We start from the raw sequence: 16474 nt of genomic DNA, 5'->3' as shown, positions 1-16474 counted from the left end.
CGTCGCCGTTCCTCCCCCGGCGGGCCGGACCGCCGGTGCCTGGTCCGGGGCCGCTGAGGTCTGCCCGCCCCCGTACGGCCGGCCCCTAGGGGACGCCCCGCTCAACCCCCGTAGGGGATGTCACAGCTCGGCAGCAAAGGGCCCCCCGAAAGGCCGGGCCACGCACGTCACTCTCCGGGACCAGGTACGTTCGAAGGCGTGGCTGGATTCAGGATCGGACGCGGCCGGAACAACGGCGCTCCCAACGCGCGACCGCAACACCCTCCGTACGGACAGCAGGCGCCCCAGGGACCGTCGTACGGCGGTCCCGCGACGCCCCGGCAGCCGTACCCGCAGCAGCCGTACGGCGGCGGCCCCGGCGCCGGCGGATCACCGTGGCCGCAGCCGCACGGCGGCGGGCACGGCGAGCCGGAGTACTTCGGCGACGGCGGCTACCCCCACGGGGGCCACCACGGGGGCGGCCAGGCCCCGCACGACCCGTACGCGGCCAACAACCCGGGTCACACCCAGGCGTTCACGGTCGGCGACGACCCGTACAACCAGGGCGAGACCTACCGCGCCGGCTCCGCCCCGCCGCCCGGCCCGGTCGGCCCCCGTCTGCACTGGAAGGCACTGCTGAGGGGCGTCGTCGTCGCCCCCAACCAGACCTTCCTCCAGATGCGGGACTATGCGATGTGGGCCCCGGCGCTCATCGTGACCTTCCTCTACGGCCTGCTGGCGGTCTTCGGCTTCGACGGCGCGCGCGAGGAGGCGATCAACGCCACCCTCTCGAACGCGGTCCCGATCGTCCTGACCACTGCCGTGGCGATGGTGCTGAGCGCGTTCGTCCTGGGCGTGGTCACCCACACCCTGGCCCGCCAGCTCGGCGGCGACGGCGCGTGGCAGCCCACGGTCGGCCTCTCCATGCTGATCATGTCGATCACGGACGCCCCGCGTCTGATCGTCGCCATGTTCGCCGGCGGCGACGCGCCCTTCGTCCAGATCCTCGGCTGGGCCACCTGGGTCGCGGCCGGCCTCCTGCTGACCCTGATGGTCGGCCGCTCCCACGACCTGCCCTGGCCGAAGGCGCTCGGCGCGTCGGCGATCCAGCTGATCGCGCTGCTGTCGATCGTGAAGCTGGGCACGTTCTGACGACGCCCCGACCGGCACGAGAAGGGCCCCCGGCATCGCGCCGGGGGCCCTTCTCCTTGCGTCCGTATCCGTCCCTATCCGTCCGCCTCCGTCCGTCTCCGCGGATCAGGCGTCGAGCACCTGACCGGCCCGCCGCACGACGGGAGGCTGAACGCTCCACGGGAAGTTGATCCACTCATCGGTCCGCTTCCACACGTACTCGCACTGGACGAGCGAGTGGGACTTCTCATAGATCACGGCGCTGCGCACCTCGGCGACGGTGTCCAGGCAGAAGTCCCGCACCAGCTTGAGCGTCTTGCCGGTGTCGGCGACGTCGTCGGTGATGAGGACCTTCTTGCGGGAGAAGTCGATGACGTTGGGCACGGGCGCGAGCATGACCGGCATCTCGAGCGTGGTCCCGACCCCGGTGTAGAACTCGACGTTCACCAGGTGGATGTTCTTGCAGTCGAGCGCGTACGCCAGCCCGCCGGCCACGAAGACCCCGCCACGGGCGATGGAGAGCACTATGTCCGGCTCGTACCCGTCGTCGGCGACGGCCTGCGCGAGTTCGCGCACGGCGACGCCGAACTGCTCGTAGGTCAGATTCTCCCGAACGTCACTCATGCTCGCGTCCCGCCTGCGTTCTCGCTGCTCATACCCGGCTCATACCTGGGTCCGATGGAAGTTGATGAAGGACCGGGAGGCGGTCGGCCCCCGCTGCCCCTGGTAACGGGACCCGTACCGCTCGCTGCCGTAGGGGTGCTCGGCCGGCGACGTGAGCCGGAACATGCACAGCTGCCCGATCTTCATCCCGGGCCACAGCTTGATGGGCAGGGTCGCGAGATTGCTGAGCTCGAGCGTCACGTGCCCCGAGAACCCGGGGTCGATGAACCCGGCGGTGGAGTGCGTGACGAGACCGAGCCGCCCGAGCGAGCTCTTCCCCTCCAACCGCGAGGCGAGATCATCGGGCAGCGAGACGACCTCGTACGTACTGGCCAGCACGAACTCGCCGGGGTGCAGGATGAACGGCTCGTCCCCCTCCGGCTCCACGAGCCGGGTCAGGTCCGTCTGCTCGACGGAGGGGTCGATGTGCGGGTACCGGTGATTCTCGAACACCCGGAAGTAGCGGTCGAGGCGCACGTCGATACTCGACGGCTGCACCATGGAGTCGTCGAAGGGTTCGATGCGGACCCGCCCGGAATCGATCTCGGCCCGGATGTCCTTGTCTGAGAGAAGCACGCACCGAGGATACGCAAGGCGCGCGGAGCAGCGACAATCGCCGCCGCCCCACGCGCCCGGTCCTGCTGACTGACTACTACTGGGTCCTTACTGAGGTCTCCCCGACAGGGAGGCCGGCTACCGCTTCTCCGACCCCACCGGCACGGCACTCCGCAGCCGCGCGCACCGCGGACATCGGACGAGCCGGCCGGGGCCGAGTCGCTCGGCCTGCTGCATCGGGAACGAGGCGGCGGTGAACACGTGCCCATCGGCACAGCGGAGGACGGTGCGATCCATCAAGTCCTTCAAGTCCCTTCCCCAAGAGCCGCGTCTGGCTTACTACCCTGACGACAAAAGCCACAGTACGGGATCAAAGAGACGACTCTCCAGGCGGCACTCCGGCCCCTCCGGGACCCCTCGCCCACGCGCCCACCGTACGCCCCAACTCCGGCCCTCCGCAGCCGCATCACCCCCGCCGAAACGCCCGCCGGCCCCACGGCGCGAACACCGGGGGCCAGCGATGAGGTAGAGTGAGCGAGCGTCCAGGCACCGACGTGGTCGGCGTCTTACGCGGGTGTAGTTTAATGGTAGAACATCAGCTTCCCAAGCTGAGAGCGCGAGTTCGATTCTCGTCACCCGCTCCATACTGAGGCCCAGGTCAATGACCTGGGCCTCAGTCGTTTCCGGGCCGCGCCATGCCAGGCCGCTCAGCAGGCGCTCTACGACCTCCCTCGTTCCGACCTCGGTGTCATAGGTATGAGGCAGGCTGATCCAGGCAGGCACCGGCCCCTCATCTGCAAGGGCCGGCGAGGAACCTTCTGAAGGGGGCGTGGCATGCCGAAGGTGTCGAAGGGAGCGGCGTGCGGGACAGGCTGCCGTGAACGCGTTGCGCACCCTGCTCGAAGACCACGACCACATCGTTCAAGAGATATCCGGGCAGAACGACTTCGGGGAGGATTTCTACATCACCTTCGCCGACGACGGACATCTCACGAGCGACACGATCAAGGTCCAGGGTGGGAGTAGCTGGCGCCGAGGCAACGGCTACGCGGAGCCTGTCGACCAGCACGGTGACACCTGGGCGGACGGGAACATTCCTGTCTACTGCGTGGTGTACGACCCGGACACCAGACAACTGCACTGGGCGAACGCCACCCAACAGCTCCGACGGTCCGGTCCACTGCCCCCCGTTTCATCGGCGTCAGCCCCAACGCTGTGCTGAACGACAGCACTGTGCCGTTCTTTGTCGCCCAGGCCCGCCGCTACGTCGGACGCTACCGGGGCCGTCAGGCGGTCCTGACCCACCTGAGCGAGATGTCCGGAGTGGAGTTCGATTCGACGGACCACGTCCTGCACTTCGTCAACGGCTTCGATGAAGATCTCATCTTCTGGAAGCGCCCGGGGACGCGCTGGCGACGCTGCTGATGAGCGCGCACGGCTGGGAACCGTACCTCGTCAGTGCGGAGTTCCTGCTGCGCTCCGAGATGACGCCGCCGGAGGGTCGAGACGGAGATGGCAGTGATCCCGGTAGTCAATGGGGCGGCCCCGACCTGTCGACCGCCGAGAAACCGGAGCTAGACCGTGCCGAGATTATGTGGGTGGTCTCGTGCTTCGTCTCCACTCAGGAGGCTGACGAACCCACCGAGTGCGAGGGGTGCCCGAGTTGCACGGGCGAGGAACCGGTGGAGCACGGCGACATCGAGGCGGATGTGCTCCATGACTACGTCATCGCCCGAATCGTCGACCGGGTCGAATCGGAGCCCGACCTGCTGAGACGGTCGGTCCAGGCCATGCGCGAGGAGGCCGAACTCGATCCGGAGATCCTCAGCGAGCTCGGCCCACTCGAAGCCGATTCAAGCGTCGTGCGCCAAGTGAACAAGCTGAGCCGGGCCACGGTGACGAAGTCGACCGACATCGAACCGGAGGCATTTCGACTGGCCGTTCTCTACTTCATCCACTGCATATACATCGCCCCTCGCTTCCTCTCGACGAGCAAGTCCGCATCGTCTGGCGCGTGCCGGAGCCCGAGTCCATGCCCTTCCAGGGGCTTCGAAACGGTGGGGGGTGCCGCTACTCGGGCGTGACACGCCCCTGTCCGATGCCGACCATGCCATCGTTCAGCCTGATCCGAGCAGGTCGAGAGGGTGTCCCTCCCAGCCGACCTGCCGACTGGGCAGGAGACCGCTGAGCCAGAGCCGAGTCCGCACGGCGAGCACCGCCTCTACAAGGCGTCGCGGCTCAGACCTTCTCCGCACTCAGGCGCGGATGCTCGGCAGTGAGCAGCCCGATGTCTTCCACGTCCGAAGTCAGAATCGTCACCCGGCCGGGATGCTGCAAGGCGGTCGCGCACAGCATGGCGTCGATGGCGTACTTGTGGCCGTGCAGCCCCGCTGCCCGCAGCAAGGCGGCAGCGGATTGTGCGACGGCTTGGGTCACCGGCTCGACGCTCAGGCGGGACAGGGTCCACTTCAGTGCGGCGTCGTTGATCCTCGGATGGATCACCTCGACCAACACGGCCGCCGAGGTGATCACGGGCAGGTCCGCGTCGCGAGCAGCCGTCAGCCACTCGTGGATTTCCCGATCCCGGTGTACGGCCTTCGCCAGACCCTCGCTGTCCAGGACCAGGACACCGCTCACGCGGCCGCCCCAGCGTCCGTGGTGCCTCCGGTCAGCCGGGCACGCTTGGCCGCCACGGCCTCGAGATCGGCCGGACCGTGCACCTTGTCGAAGTCTGCGATCAGCTCGTCCAGATTGTCGCGCTCGATCTGCCGCTGGGCCGCCTTCTCCAGGTAGGCCGAGACACCTCGCCTGCCGACCCGCTCACGGATGGCCTGCAGGGTTCCGGCGGTCAAGGTGACGGAGATACCGCTGGTGGGGCCGTCGCCGGGCGGGAAGTCAACTTCGTCGTCAGTCACACTCCGAGTATGCCATTCGAAATAGCACAGCGGGCGGAGAGTGCACCGCGCGGCTCTGATCGAATGACAGGGGACCCGGCGCCAGGCGCTCGTGGATACAGTGCGGCCGCAACGTCCCGTTCAACAGCTGATCCCCGCACTGGACGGACCGTGTGCAGCCGTCTCCTCGGTGACGCTGGCCTACCACTTCCGAGGTCCCGTGCCCTTCGCATGCCCGTAAGGGCGGAAACCCACGGTCAACGACAGTGCGTTCCGACACGCCCGATCACCTTGGGGTCAGGTATCAATGCTGGTCAGAGCCATGGAGCCTGTGCGAGCGCCGTCGCTTCCCAAGCTGAGAGCGCGAGTTCGATTCTCGTCACCCGCTCCATGAAGCTCTGCGGGGGAGGGGGAAGGACCCTGTGGAGCACAACGCGGTGAGCGGTGCCGGCGGTGCCCTTCGACCGTCTTGCTGCCGGCCCTCGGGGCCAGTCGAAGAAGCGCCCTGGACAGCCGTAGACAGGAAGCACCGGATACCGGGCAGCCGTAGCTCTCCCCAACGACCGTCCCTGTTCCTGGCTCCGCCCTGCTCTCCCCTGCGCCAGGCTTCTGCTCAGACGGCGAGCACGGTGACGATGCTGGCGTAGACGGCGATGAGCAGGATGCCGTCGAAGCCCACCCTCAGCCAGCCGCGCCTCTGGCGGACCAGAAGGCCACCGAGCAGGACCGCCGTCATGACCATGGCCCCGCTGGTGAGGAACAGCTCGTCCGGGTTGGCGGCGTGGAACAGGGACCCGCCTCGGTAGGCGGCGTCGCCGACGACCAGGTTGAGCGCGTCCAGGCAGTTGCCGCCGATGATGGCGGCGATGGCGAGGGTGACGGCTCCGCGCCGGACGGCGGCGATGGACGTGACGGTCTCCGGCAGGGCGTTGACGAGGCCAATGAACACGGCGCCCACAAGGCCGGCGTTCAGGCCCCTGTGCTCCACGATGCCCTCCGCCGCGCGGGCCACCGCCCAGCCCCCGATCATGACGAGGACCGCGACCGCCGCGAACTCGGGACTGAGCCGCGGCCGGAGTCACGTTGGCAGCCCGTGCCTGGCTCTCGGCCCTCTCGTTCAGAGCGGTGTCGCGGCGTGCAGGATGAAGAACATGGTCACGGCCGAGTTCGCGGACGACATCGCCGACACGACGGTGCCCGCCGCCGCCGCCCACGCCGCCCACCCCACCGAGGTGGACGCCGACGGCCAGTTGCGCGGCGCCGGAGCGGGCTTCAGCAGGGCGGCCACCCTGCGCGGCACCGGCCCCGGCCCGGCCATGCCCGCCAGTGTCGCCACGGGCACCTCGCGTGACACCAGGGCCGCCTTGCCGATCGCGTGCGCCACGACCCGCCGGCTCCCCACGGCACGGGCCGCTTCCTCGTCGGCCCACCGTTCCGCCGCGTACGTCACTGTGGAACGCAGTGGTCGCAGGAACGGGTTGGCGCGTGAGGCGAGTTGCACGGCGAGCAGATAGCGGTGGTGTCGCCCGACGAGGTGTGCCCGCTCGTGGGCGAACAGCGCGCGGCGTTCCGCCGGTTCCAGGCAGCCCAGCAGGGCGGTGGTCACCACGACTCGGTCTCGCCGTGCGCCGGGCAGGGCGTACGCGTAAGGGACGTCGTCCACGAGTACGGCCACCGTGGTGTCCGGCAGTCCGGCCAGTGCGCGGTGAGCACGACGACGTACCCGGCCGTGCCGCCACAGCGTCCGCCCGCAGGACAGGAGAACCGCGCACAGAGCCGGGATCGCCGCCTTCCCGGCCACTTCGTCGAAGGGGACCGCCGCCCGCACCTCCGGGTCGGACCAGCCGTCGGGCAGAGGATTCCCCGGTAGTTGCGCCGTCCCGACCACCATGACCAACGCCAGGCACACCGTGCTGCACAGTGCCATCACGGTGGCCACAGCCGTGAGCAGCCTGGTCGCTGTCCGCGGGTGCAGATGCTGCTCGGCCAGCCGGGAGATCGGCCAAGCGGTAAGCGGCAGGACGAGCGGCAGGAAGACGAAGACTCCCATGAGGTGTCAGTCTCCTCCGTCGCTCCGTGGCTGGGCCAGCAGGCCGCGCAGAAGCCGTTCGTCAGCCGGGTCGAGGGCGGTGAGGAAACTGGTCAGCACCGCCTCCCTGTCGTTCTCCGCGTCCAGGACCCGGCGCATCTTCCGCGCCGCCAGACCCGCCTGGTCGGCGACCGGCCGCCAGACGAAGGAACGGCCTGCCCGCTCACGGGTCACCACACCCTTGTCCAGCAACCGGGTCAAGATCGTGATCACCGTCGTATAGGCGAGACCCTCGCCAAGCTGCTCGTGCACCCGGCCGGCCGTGGCCGGCCCGCCCGTCTCCCGCAGCGCCGACAGCACCAGCGCCTCCAGCTCACCCTGCCCCCGCCGCCGGGGACGTCGACTGTCCGCCACGTCCCGTCCCCCTTCCGCCCACCGCCAGCTTCCCGGGCGGACATCGTATAGACGCCCTCCGACCACCACACCATCTACATCACTGTAGAAGATAGGCTGTCCGAGGGCCGTTCGCCTCATGAACAACCCAGCGGTAAGGAGCGCAGAAGGATGGGTGTCATCGCCTGGCTGGTGCTGGGACTGCTCGCCGGAGCGATCGCCAAGGCGATCCTGCCCGGACGGGATCCCGGCGGTTGCGTCGGCACGACGGCGATCGGCGTCGCCGGTGCCTTCCTCGGCGGCTGGCTGTCGGCCGAGTTCCTCGACCGCCCGGTGCAGCGGGAGTTCTTCGACGCCGCGACGTGGGGGTCCGCCATAGTCGGCGCCCTCGCGCTGCTGGTCGGCTATCGCCTGCTGTTCGGCAGCTCCCGGGACTGACAGGCCCCCCACAAGCTCTGTCCCTCTCTTCGACATCCGTGGCCTCGCACACGGCGCGGACCACACCTACCGAGAAGGAGTACGCAATGGGAGTCTCCCTGGCCAAGGGCGGCAACGTCTCGCTGAGCAAGGAGGCGCCGGGCCTGACCGCCGTACTGGTCGGTCTGGGCTGGGACGTGCGAACCACCACCGGCACCGACTACGACCTGGACGCCTCGGTGCTGCTCCTCGACGCCTCCGGCAAGGTGCCCTCGGACGGGCACTTCGTCTTCTACAACAACCTCACCAGCCCGGACGGCTCGGTCGAGCACACCGGCGACAACCTCACCGGCGAGGGCGAGGGCGACGACGAGGCCGTCAAGGTGAACCTCGCCACCGTCCCCACCGAGATCGACAAAATCATCTTCCCGGTCTCCATCCACGACGCCGAGAACCGCGGCCAGAGCTTCGGCCAGGTCCGCAACGCGTTCATCCGCGTCGTCAACCAGGCCAACAACCAGGAAATCGCCCGCTACGACCTCTCCGAGGACGCCTCCGCCGAGACCGCCATGGTCTTCGGCGAGCTCTACCGGCACGGCGCCGAATGGAAGTTCCGGGCCGTCGGCCAGGGCTACGCCTCGGGGCTGGCCGGCATCGCCGCCGACTTCGGCGTCAACGTCTGACGGAGCCGCCTCGGTCCTGCTCGCCCAGAGCAGGACCGCACTCTCCCTCCGAGCCGGCTCAGCTCACTGCTCACGCTCCTTCAACGCCTTCTTCTCGCCCTTGAGGACGCGTGCGGCCCTGCCCGCAGAGCGCATCAACTCGGGCCCCTTCTTGACCCCGAGAACGACGACCACCACAACCAGCACCAGAGCCAGTTCACTCAGACCGAACACCGAATCCGCTCCCTTCACAACGGGCGCAGCCCGGAAACGGACGCTTCACCGACCGCACGGCGCCAACTACAGTGCTGTAGAAGTCTCTTGCCGGCGCGATCTTCCAGCAAGGACGCATTCCAGCCCTGGTGGCCGGTACGACGACTCCGACTTCCGCGCCCTCGTGCCGGGCAGGTCCGTTCCCGACCGGTGCATGACGGGGGACTGGCGACCCCCTGAAGGGGCAGTCGTAAGCGCGAGATAAAGACAACGAAGGAGTAGACGTGGAGATCTCCGGCATCATCAGCGCCATTGTGATCGGCATCGTCATCGGGGTCCTGGGCCGACTCGTCATTCCCGGACGGCAGCGCATCGGCATCCTGTGGACCATCGCGGTCGGCATCGTCGCGGCTCTCATCGGCTCAGCCCTCGCCGCAGCCTTCGGTGTCGCCGACACCGACGGCGTCGACTGGGTCGAGTGGCTCATCCAGATCGCTCTCGCGGCCCTCGGTGTCGCCGCCCTCGATCGCGCCAAAGCACGTCGCTGACACCGCGGCGCCCCCCACGCCCGGCGCGCGGCGGCCTTCCGGGCCGGCCCCGTCTGCCAGGTCGGCCTCCTCCCTCGTGATCGTCTCAGGCACCCCGGACGCAGGCTGACGGCACCCGCCCACCCGGAAGCAGAGAGCGCGGGGCAGACTCTGTGCCGTAGGCACGAAAACGGAGGACGACTCGAACATGATCACGCTGACGAAGGAAGACGGCCCCGCGGACCTGGACGGGGTGACCCACCTGTCCATCGGCGTCTCCTGGGACCCGACCGCCGGCAGCAGCGGCGGGGTGCTCGGCAAGCTCCGCCGCAAGACCGGCACCGACCTCGACCTCATCGCCGTCGCCATGCAGGGCGGCGACCCGGTACGCCTGGCCGGCCTCGACTCCCTCGACCCCATGGGCAACGGCTCGCTCCTGCACAGCGGCGACAACCAGACCGGGCACGGGGACGGCGACGACGAGACGGTGACCGTCGAGTTCGCCCGCCTCCCCGCCCCCATCACGTCCGTCGTCTTCGTCGCCGCCGCCTACAAGAAGGGCAGCGACTTCCAGAAGGCGCGCAACATCAGCTTCAAGGTCTACGACGCGACCGGGGGCAGCACCCAGCAGGTCGCCGACATCTGGCCCAGCCTGCTCAGCCAGGACAACGCCTGCGCCGTGGCCAAGGCCGTGCGGGTGGGCGGCGCCTGGAAGCTGGAGGTCGTCAACGAGACGGGGAAGGTCAAGCAGGGCGACGAGCACGCTCTGATGCGGTTCGCCGTCAGCAAGTAGTCGACGGCCGGGGCGCTCCAGCCTGCCGGTGTGGAGCGTCGGCACTTTACGGGCATTGTGTGCTGCGGCGACCAGAGTCAGCGCCGGCTTCCAACGTGCGCGTCCGACGGCCACCCGCCGCCGAAGAGGGCGATCGACCACCTCGTCGAGCGGCCTGCCCGTAAGGCCGGTCAGGCACGGTCGACAAAGGTGGGCCCACGCACCGTCGCGGCGGCCCGCAGCGGCCCGACTTCGCAGGTCAGGCGCTCTCGGGGTCCGCTAGCGGTGATCGTGGCGCTGCGTGCAGGTCGCGCCTGCCCCCCGGTCGCGTTGAACGCCGACGCTCGAAGGCCAAGTGGCCGCGCCGGGAACAGCCGGTGCGTCCGGCGCGGTTGCACCGACCGAGGGGCCGGCGCCAGACGGCGGGAGCGCTGATGCCGCAAGGTCGCCCGCCCCACCAGGATCCGGGCTCCAGAATCGCGGCACGCCCGCCGCGTACTCGGGCCAGGACTTATATCCGCAGGAGGACTGCATGACTGACCGGCCCTTGACGCTCATGGCAGTACACGCCCACCCCGACGACGAGGCCACCGGAACCGGAGGTGTCCTCGCGCGGTACGCGGCGGAAGGCATCCGCACGGTTCTCGTGACGTGTACCGACGGCGGTTGCGGTGACGGACCGGGGGGTGTCAAGCCGGGCGAGCCGGGGCACGACCCGGCGGCGGTCGCCTTGATGCGTCGTCAAGAACTCGAAGCGAGCTGTGACGTCCTGAAGATCAGCGACCTGGAGATGCTGGACTATGCAGACTCCGGGATGGTGGGCTGGCCGAGCAACGACGCCCCTGGATCCTTCTGGCAGACCCCCGTGGAGGAGGGCGCGGCCCGACTCGCGGAACTCATGCGGCACTACCGACCTGATGTGGTCGTCACCTACGACGAGAACGGCTTCTACGGCCACCCCGACCACATCCAGGCCCACCGCATCACGATGGCGGCGCTGGAGATGACCGCGCTGACACCGAAGGCGTACTGGACCACGATGCCCCGCTCGGGGATGCGACGGTTCGGCGAGATCATGCGCGAGTTCCATCCGGACATGCCGGAGCCGGATCCCGCCGAGGCCGCCGCGATGGCCGAGATCGGCCTCCCCGACGATGAAATCACCACGTGGGTGGACACCACCGCGTTCAGCAGTCAGAAGTTCGACGCGTTGGCCGCGCATGCCAGTCAGGGCGAGAACATCTTCTTCCTCAGGATGGGCAAGGAGAGGTTCGGCGAGTTGATGGGCATGGAGACCTTCGTACGTGTCCAGGACACCACCGGCGCGGCCCTGCCCGAGAATGATCTCTTCGCCGGACTGCGCTGATCCGCCCGTAGGACCGGCCGGGAAAGCGCGTCGACCGCACGACGCGATCGAGCGGGTCGCTCACAGCGCTTCGGCACCCGCTCCACTGGAAGCCCCGGGTCAGCGGCCTGGGGCTTGTGCTTTGGCGGGGATTTCCGCACAGGATCTGTCCTCCGACGCCGCAGCACTGTTCGTTGCCCAACTCCTGTCGAGAAGACAGGACTTCAACGAGTGCGCCGCGGTGGACACGGATGCGCCGGGAGGTCGCCATCTCCGGTATGACGACGCGGGCCACCAGCGCCCTCCCCGCGTACCCGGCGTGGTGGCGGCGCGGCGCCCGCGCGGCACGGTGTGGGCCCGGGGGTCCTCACGGACGAGGCGGCGTGTCCGGGACGGTCACGGTGCCGGCGTCCGGCCGGTCCCCGGGGCGGGCGTCCCGGCGGGGGTGACCTGCTCGGTCCAGATCGTCTTGCCGGTCGCCGTGTAGCGCGTACCCCAGCGCTGGGCGAGATGGGAGACGATCAGCAGCCCCCGGCCGCCTTCGTCGGTGGTCCGGGCATGGCGCAGCCGCGGGGACGTACTGCTGGAGTCCGAGACCTCGCAGATCAGTCCGCGGTCCAGGATCAGGCGGAGCAGGACCGGTCCGGACGCGTGGCGGATGGCGTTGGTGACCAGTTCGCTGACGATGAGCTCGGTGGTGAACGACAGCGCGTCCAGGCCCCACTCGGCCAGCCTCCGTTCGGCGAAGGCACGGGCCTGCGCCACGGCCGCCGGGTCCCTGGGCAGGTCCCAGGAGGCGACCCGGTCGGGGCTCAGGACCCTGGTCCGGGCGAGCAGCAGGGCCGAGTCGTCGGGCGGGGGCACCGCGAGCAGGGTCTCGACCGCACTGCGGCCCGCCTCCTCCAGCGTCTGTCCGCCCCGCGCCAGGGCGGTACCGAGGAGGGAGAGTCCAACATCGATGTCCCGGTCGCGGCTCTCGACGAGGCCGTCGGTGCAGAGGGCGATGAGACTGCCCTCGGGCAGCTCCAGCTCGACGGACTCGAAGGGGAGGTATCCCAGCCCGAGGGGCGGTCCGGCGGGCAGGTCCAGAAGATCGGCACGTCCGTCCGGACGGACGACCAGGGGCGGGAGGTGGCCGGCCCGGGCCAGCGTGCAGCACCTGCTGACCGGGTCGTACACGGCGTACAGGCAGGTGGCTCCCAGGAACGCGTCTCCCACCGTCCCGTCACCGGCCTGCGCCTGCTCGTCGTCGTCTCCCCCGATGAGACCGATGACCAGGTCGTCCAGGTGGGCCAGCACCTCGTCCGGGGCGAGGTCCAGGTTGGCGAGCGTGCGGACCGCGGTGCGCAGGCGCCCCATGGCGATCGCCGCGTTCATGCCGTGGCCGACGACGTCACCGATGACGAGCGCCACCCGGGCCCCGGAGAGCGGGATCGCGTCGAACCAGTCGCCGCCCACACCGCTGGGCACGTCCGCCGGGAGGTACCAGGACGTGACGTCCAGGGCCGAGCCGCCCGTCAGCCTGTTCGGGAGCAGCGAGCTCTGCATGGAGCGGGCCGCGGTGCGCTCCCGGTGATAGCGGCGCGCGTTGTCGATACTCACCGCCGCGCGGGCGACGAGTTCCTCGGCGAGGCGTACGTCGTCCTCCTCGAAGGCCCACGCCGCACGGGACCGGGCGAACGTCGCGACGCCCAGGGTGACACCGCGGGCCCGCACGGGTACCACCATCAGCGAGCGGAGGCCGAACGCCAGGACGGAGTCGCCCAGGGACCGGTCCTCGGTCACCCAGGCGCTGGTGGCGGGGTCCAGGACGGGCTCCACCAGGGTCCTGCTCTCCAGCAGGCACCGGGTCACCGGCGACGAGGGCGCACGCCGTACCGTTTCTCCCACGGCCAGGGTCACCTCCGGCCAGTCCTCGCGCACCGACCGCCGCGCCGCGCGACGGAGGACCGGGGTCAGGCCCACCGGCCCGGGAGCCGGTTCCTCCCCCCGCATGACCGCGTCCAGCAGGTCGACCGCGACCAGGTCGGCGAGGGACGGCACGGCCACGTCGGCCAGCTCCTGCGCGGTCCGCGTCACATCCAGGGTGCCGCCGATGCGGGCGCCGGCGTCGTTCAGCAGGGCCAGGCGCTCCTGGGCCCGCCAGCGCTCGGTGACATCGATGATCATGTACCAGACGCCCACCTGCCGGTCCTGGCGGTCCCTCATGGCGAAGAAGGACGCGGAGTACGCCCGCTCCTGGAGGGGGTCGGTCGGGCCCGGGCCGCGGAACTCGTGGTCCGTCACCGGGCGCCCGGTCTCGAGGACCGTCCGCATGCGCTCCTCGAACTCCTCGGCGTTCGCCCCGGGCAGTACCTCCCGCGCCTCCTTCCCCAGCCGCCGCGCGAGCGGGACCATGCGGTCCAGCGGCTGGTTCACCCAGACGTAGCGCAGGTCGGTGTCCAGAACGGCGATGCCGACCGGTGCGTGGGTGAGGAAGGGGGCCATCATCAGCTGGTTCACCCCGCCGCCCGGCATCCGCCAGAAGGCCCGTTTCGGCGGGCGGCCGACGAACCTGCCGAAGACCAGTGCGGCGAGTGTGGCGGCCAGCACGCCCGGAACCATCTCGTAGACGTCCGACTCGAGCGGACCCAGCAAGGGGTTGATCCTGTCCCAGAGCAGTACGGTCGCCGCACCCGCCACGATCCCGGCCATGGCGCCCGCCCAGGTCATGCGCGGCCAGTACAGCGAGAGCAGCACGACCGGGCCGAAGGCGGCTCCGAAGCCCGCCCAGGCGTAGGCGACGATGCTCAGCAGCCCGTCGGCTCTCAAGGCGATCACACAGGCGATCAGGATCACCACGACGACGGCGCCGCGCCCCACCCACACCAACACCCGGTCCGGGGCTCGACGGTTGAACAGGGCGTGGTAGAAGTCCTCCGTGAGGGCGACGGACGACACGAGGAGCTGACTGTCCGCGGTCGACATGATCGCCGCCAGTACGGCGATCAGCATCAGTCCGGCGATCCAGGGGTTGAGCAGGGTCCGGCTCAGGACGATGTACACGGTGTTCGGCTCGGCCAGCGGTGTGCCGAGCCGCGCGATCCCGACGAGGCCGATGAGCGTGGCACCGCTCAGTACGACGATGACCCACAGCGTGCCGATCCGGCGGGCCGCGGGGATGGCACGGACGCTGCGGATGCCCATGAAGCGGGCCAGGATGTGCGGCTGGCCGAAGTAGCCCAGACCCCAGGCGAGCAGCGAGACGACGGCGACGGCGCCGAGCGGCCCGCCCGCGGACCACCGGCCGTCCGTGTAGTGGACGTCGGTCCCCAGGTCGAGCAGCCCCGGTGTCCTGCGGGTGAGGGCGTCGCCGAGTTCTCCGAAGCCGCCGAGGGCCACGACACCGGTCAGCGAGAGCACCACCAGGGCCAGGAGCATCAGCGTGCCCTGCAGGACGTGCGTGTGGCTCACGGCGAGGAAGCCGCCCAGACACGAGTAGATGACGATCAGCAGGGCGGTCAGGGACACTCCGAGCCCGAAGGGGAGGTCGAACACGTTGTTGACGAGCAGTCCGCCGGCCACCAGCCCACTGGCGACATACACCGTGAAGAAGACCAGGGTGACCGCGGCCGAGGCCATCCGGAGCACCCGGGTCCGGTCCTCGAACCGCTCCTCCAGGTACGCCGACAGACTTACGGCGTTCTCGGCGCGTTCGGTGTACGTGCGCAGTCTCGGCGCGACGAAGAGCCAGTTGAGGTAGGTGCCGGCCACCAGACCGACAGCGATCCAGCCGGCGCCGAGTCCGGCCGCGTACACCGCTCCCGGAAGCGAGAGGAACAGCCAGCCGGACATGTCGCTGGCCCCCGCGGAAAGGGCGGCGACGAGCCCGCTGAGCCTGCGGCCCCCCAGGGCGAAGTCGGTGAACGTGTGCGTGCGGGCGTAGGCCCAGACACCCGTTCCGATCATGGCGGCCACATACACGAGGAACATGGCCACAATCGGCGCGCTCAAGTCGAACATACGGCCCTCGCCTGCATGGCTCATATGCGCCGGCACGACCCGTGCGCACTCGGCAGTGGTACACCGCGTCACAAACCTACACATCCGGGTCGGCAGCGGCGACCCGGCGAGGTGCGGATCCGCCAGGGCCGCACAGGCAAGACCGTCCGTGATTCTGCCCGAGCGCCGCGGCGGTTGTACCCAGCGGACCACCCGGGGGCAGGTACATGTCATGCATGAAGGATGGAATGCCGGGTACGGGTGCGTCCGTGAACGGGGAATGAGGGCGGTGCCGGTGGGAGCCCACGCTGATCGAGGTGATTGCGGGGTACCTGACGGGCACGTGGCTCAGGCGGGCTTCGTCCTGGGCGGAGGCGACGGCTGCATCGCGGAAGCCCGTAGGCTCGCCGCCGTCTTCCTCGAACAGGCCCGCGGCGATCACGAACTGCCGGTGTCGGCCCACGTGATGGATCTGACGCAACTGGTCGTCAGTGAGCTGGTCACCAACGCCCGCAAGTACGCTCCCGGCCCCGTCGTGATGGAACTGTGTGTCGCCTCGGACGCTGTGCACATCGGCGTGTTGGACAGCGACCCGACCATCCCGGAAGCTCGTCCCGCCGACGCCGGGCGGATCGGCCAGCACGGCTTGGAGATAGTCAAAGCCGTGGCCCTGGATCTCCGGATCCGCCACGAGGCGGCGGGCAAACGCATCACGGCCCACATCGGCCTGTGAGACCTCCACAGCGGTAGCACCACCGCCCCATCGACGGGGACGACCGACAGCACCTGGCCTGTGCGGCGCCGACCCACGGCGCGCGGCCCCGTGCGCGCGACGGGTTCGCCCGGGGCCAGGGCGGACATGTCACTGGCCCGGGCGGGCAGGAGACGCGCATCCCGCTTTCCGCACAAGGCG

18 protein-coding genes, 1 tRNA gene and 1 pseudogene are annotated in these 16474 nt (G+C 69.6%); 11 read left to right on the top strand and 9 right to left on the bottom strand.

All coding sequences use genetic code 11. The annotated features are described in order from the left end of the window. The first annotated feature begins 117 nt into the window (after positions 1 to 117). Positions 118 to 1131, top strand: a complete 1014-nt coding sequence (locus EBH09_RS18915) for a YIP1 family protein (RefSeq protein WP_121748163.1) — start codon at positions 118 to 120, stop codon at positions 1129 to 1131. A gap of 105 nt (positions 1132 to 1236) precedes the next feature. Here EBH09_RS18915 and EBH09_RS18910 read toward each other — a convergent pair whose 3' ends face one another. Beyond that, entirely contained in the window at positions 1237 to 1734 is a 498-nt protein-coding gene (locus EBH09_RS18910) for a phosphoribosyltransferase (protein WP_121748162.1), read from the bottom strand. A gap of 39 nt (positions 1735 to 1773) precedes the next feature. Further along, the gene (gene dcd / locus EBH09_RS18905) at positions 1774 to 2349 is read right to left on the bottom strand and encodes a dCTP deaminase (protein WP_121748161.1); all 576 of its coding nucleotides are present in this window, start codon (positions 2347 to 2349) and stop codon (positions 1774 to 1776) included. 549 nt (positions 2350 to 2898) lie between these two features. On the opposite strand from dcd, the gene EBH09_RS18900 reads away from it, so the two are divergent. The 4 genes from EBH09_RS18900 to EBH09_RS39045 all read left to right on the top strand — a co-directional run bounded on the left by EBH09_RS18900 (position 2899) and on the right by EBH09_RS39045 (position 4412). Further along, positions 2899 to 2972 (top strand) — tRNA-Gly (locus EBH09_RS18900). A 233-nt stretch (positions 2973 to 3205) separates the two neighbouring features. After that, the gene (locus EBH09_RS39055; RefSeq protein WP_238697362.1) at positions 3206 to 3550 is read left to right on the top strand and encodes a DUF4365 domain-containing protein; all 345 of its coding nucleotides are present in this window, start codon (positions 3206 to 3208) and stop codon (positions 3548 to 3550) included. Further along, positions 3544 to 3753: a hypothetical protein gene (locus tag EBH09_RS39050; protein ID WP_238697361.1), complete on the top strand. Its 210-nt coding sequence runs from the start codon at positions 3544 to 3546 to the stop codon at positions 3751 to 3753. The genes EBH09_RS39055 and EBH09_RS39050 overlap by 7 nt, the downstream gene beginning before the upstream one ends. After that, positions 3753 to 4412, top strand: coding sequence for a hypothetical protein (locus EBH09_RS39045; RefSeq protein ID WP_238697360.1), 660 nt, complete (start codon positions 3753 to 3755; stop codon positions 4410 to 4412). Before EBH09_RS39050 ends, EBH09_RS39045 begins: the two co-directional genes overlap by 1 nt. Before the next feature lie 154 nt (positions 4413 to 4566). Here the strand turns inward: EBH09_RS39045 and EBH09_RS18890 are convergent, their stop codons facing one another. The 5 genes and pseudogenes from EBH09_RS18890 to EBH09_RS18870 all read right to left on the bottom strand — a co-directional run bounded on the left by EBH09_RS18890 (position 4567) and on the right by EBH09_RS18870 (position 7665). Further along, the gene (locus tag EBH09_RS18890; protein WP_121748160.1) at positions 4567 to 4965 is read right to left on the bottom strand and encodes a PIN domain-containing protein; all 399 of its coding nucleotides are present in this window, start codon (positions 4963 to 4965) and stop codon (positions 4567 to 4569) included. Next, positions 4962 to 5243: a hypothetical protein gene (locus EBH09_RS18885; protein WP_121748159.1), complete on the bottom strand. Its 282-nt coding sequence runs from the start codon at positions 5241 to 5243 to the stop codon at positions 4962 to 4964. The genes EBH09_RS18890 and EBH09_RS18885 overlap by 4 nt, the downstream gene beginning before the upstream one ends. A 592-nt stretch (positions 5244 to 5835) precedes the next feature. Further along, a pseudogene (locus EBH09_RS18880) lies at positions 5836 to 6279 on the bottom strand (cation transporter); the annotation flags it as partial. A 60-nt stretch (positions 6280 to 6339) separates the two neighbouring features. Beyond that, positions 6340 to 7272 (bottom strand): M56 family metallopeptidase, encoded by a 933-nt coding sequence (locus EBH09_RS18875; RefSeq protein ID WP_121748158.1) that lies wholly within the window; start codon positions 7270 to 7272, stop codon positions 6340 to 6342. Positions 7273 to 7278: 6 nt separating this feature from the next. After that, entirely contained in the window at positions 7279 to 7665 is a 387-nt protein-coding gene (locus EBH09_RS18870; RefSeq protein WP_193776397.1) for a BlaI/MecI/CopY family transcriptional regulator, read from the bottom strand. 150 nt (positions 7666 to 7815) lie between these two features. On the opposite strand from EBH09_RS18870, the gene EBH09_RS18865 reads away from it, so the two are divergent. Then, positions 7816 to 8082 (top strand): GlsB/YeaQ/YmgE family stress response membrane protein, encoded by a 267-nt coding sequence (locus EBH09_RS18865; protein ID WP_121748157.1) that lies wholly within the window; start codon positions 7816 to 7818, stop codon positions 8080 to 8082. Positions 8083 to 8168: 86 nt separating this feature from the next. Then, entirely contained in the window at positions 8169 to 8744 is a 576-nt protein-coding gene (locus EBH09_RS18860; RefSeq protein ID WP_121748156.1) for a TerD family protein, read from the top strand. A gap of 63 nt (positions 8745 to 8807) precedes the next feature. Here EBH09_RS18860 and EBH09_RS18855 read toward each other — a convergent pair whose 3' ends face one another. Next, complete coding sequence (locus tag EBH09_RS18855; RefSeq protein WP_121748155.1) at positions 8808 to 8957, bottom strand: twin-arginine translocase TatA/TatE family subunit; 150 nt, start codon at positions 8955 to 8957, stop codon at positions 8808 to 8810. A gap of 263 nt (positions 8958 to 9220) precedes the next feature. Between EBH09_RS18855 and EBH09_RS18850 the strand changes: the two genes are divergently transcribed. From EBH09_RS18850 to EBH09_RS18840, 3 genes are all read left to right on the top strand, one after another. Continuing rightward, positions 9221 to 9484, top strand: coding sequence for a GlsB/YeaQ/YmgE family stress response membrane protein (locus EBH09_RS18850; RefSeq protein WP_121748154.1), 264 nt, complete (start codon positions 9221 to 9223; stop codon positions 9482 to 9484). Positions 9485 to 9671: 187 nt separating this feature from the next. After that, complete coding sequence (locus EBH09_RS18845; RefSeq protein ID WP_121748153.1) at positions 9672 to 10256, top strand: TerD family protein; 585 nt, start codon at positions 9672 to 9674, stop codon at positions 10254 to 10256. A gap of 511 nt (positions 10257 to 10767) precedes the next feature. Next, positions 10768 to 11601 (top strand): PIG-L family deacetylase, encoded by an 834-nt coding sequence (locus tag EBH09_RS18840; protein ID WP_121748152.1) that lies wholly within the window; start codon positions 10768 to 10770, stop codon positions 11599 to 11601. 375 nt (positions 11602 to 11976) lie between these two features. On the opposite strand, the gene putP is transcribed toward EBH09_RS18840, so the two are convergent. Continuing rightward, a complete protein-coding gene (gene putP / locus EBH09_RS18835; RefSeq protein WP_121748151.1) occupies positions 11977 to 15582 on the bottom strand; it encodes a sodium/proline symporter PutP in 3606 nt (1201 codons plus the stop codon). A gap of 322 nt (positions 15583 to 15904) precedes the next feature. On the opposite strand from putP, the gene EBH09_RS18830 reads away from it, so the two are divergent. Continuing rightward, on the top strand, positions 15905 to 16294 hold the full coding sequence (locus tag EBH09_RS18830) for an ATP-binding protein (RefSeq protein ID WP_345940942.1): 390 nt from the start codon (positions 15905 to 15907) through the stop codon (positions 16292 to 16294). Positions 16295 to 16474: the final 180 nt, after the last annotated feature.

The sequence above is a fragment of the Streptomyces sp. E2N166 genome (assembly GCF_003671715.1).
Taxonomy (GTDB): Bacteria; Actinomycetota; Actinomycetes; order Streptomycetales; family Streptomycetaceae; genus Streptomyces; species Streptomyces thinghirensis.
The sequence above is the reverse complement of the archived record's forward strand: the minus strand, read 5'-3'. Positions and strand labels throughout refer to the sequence as shown.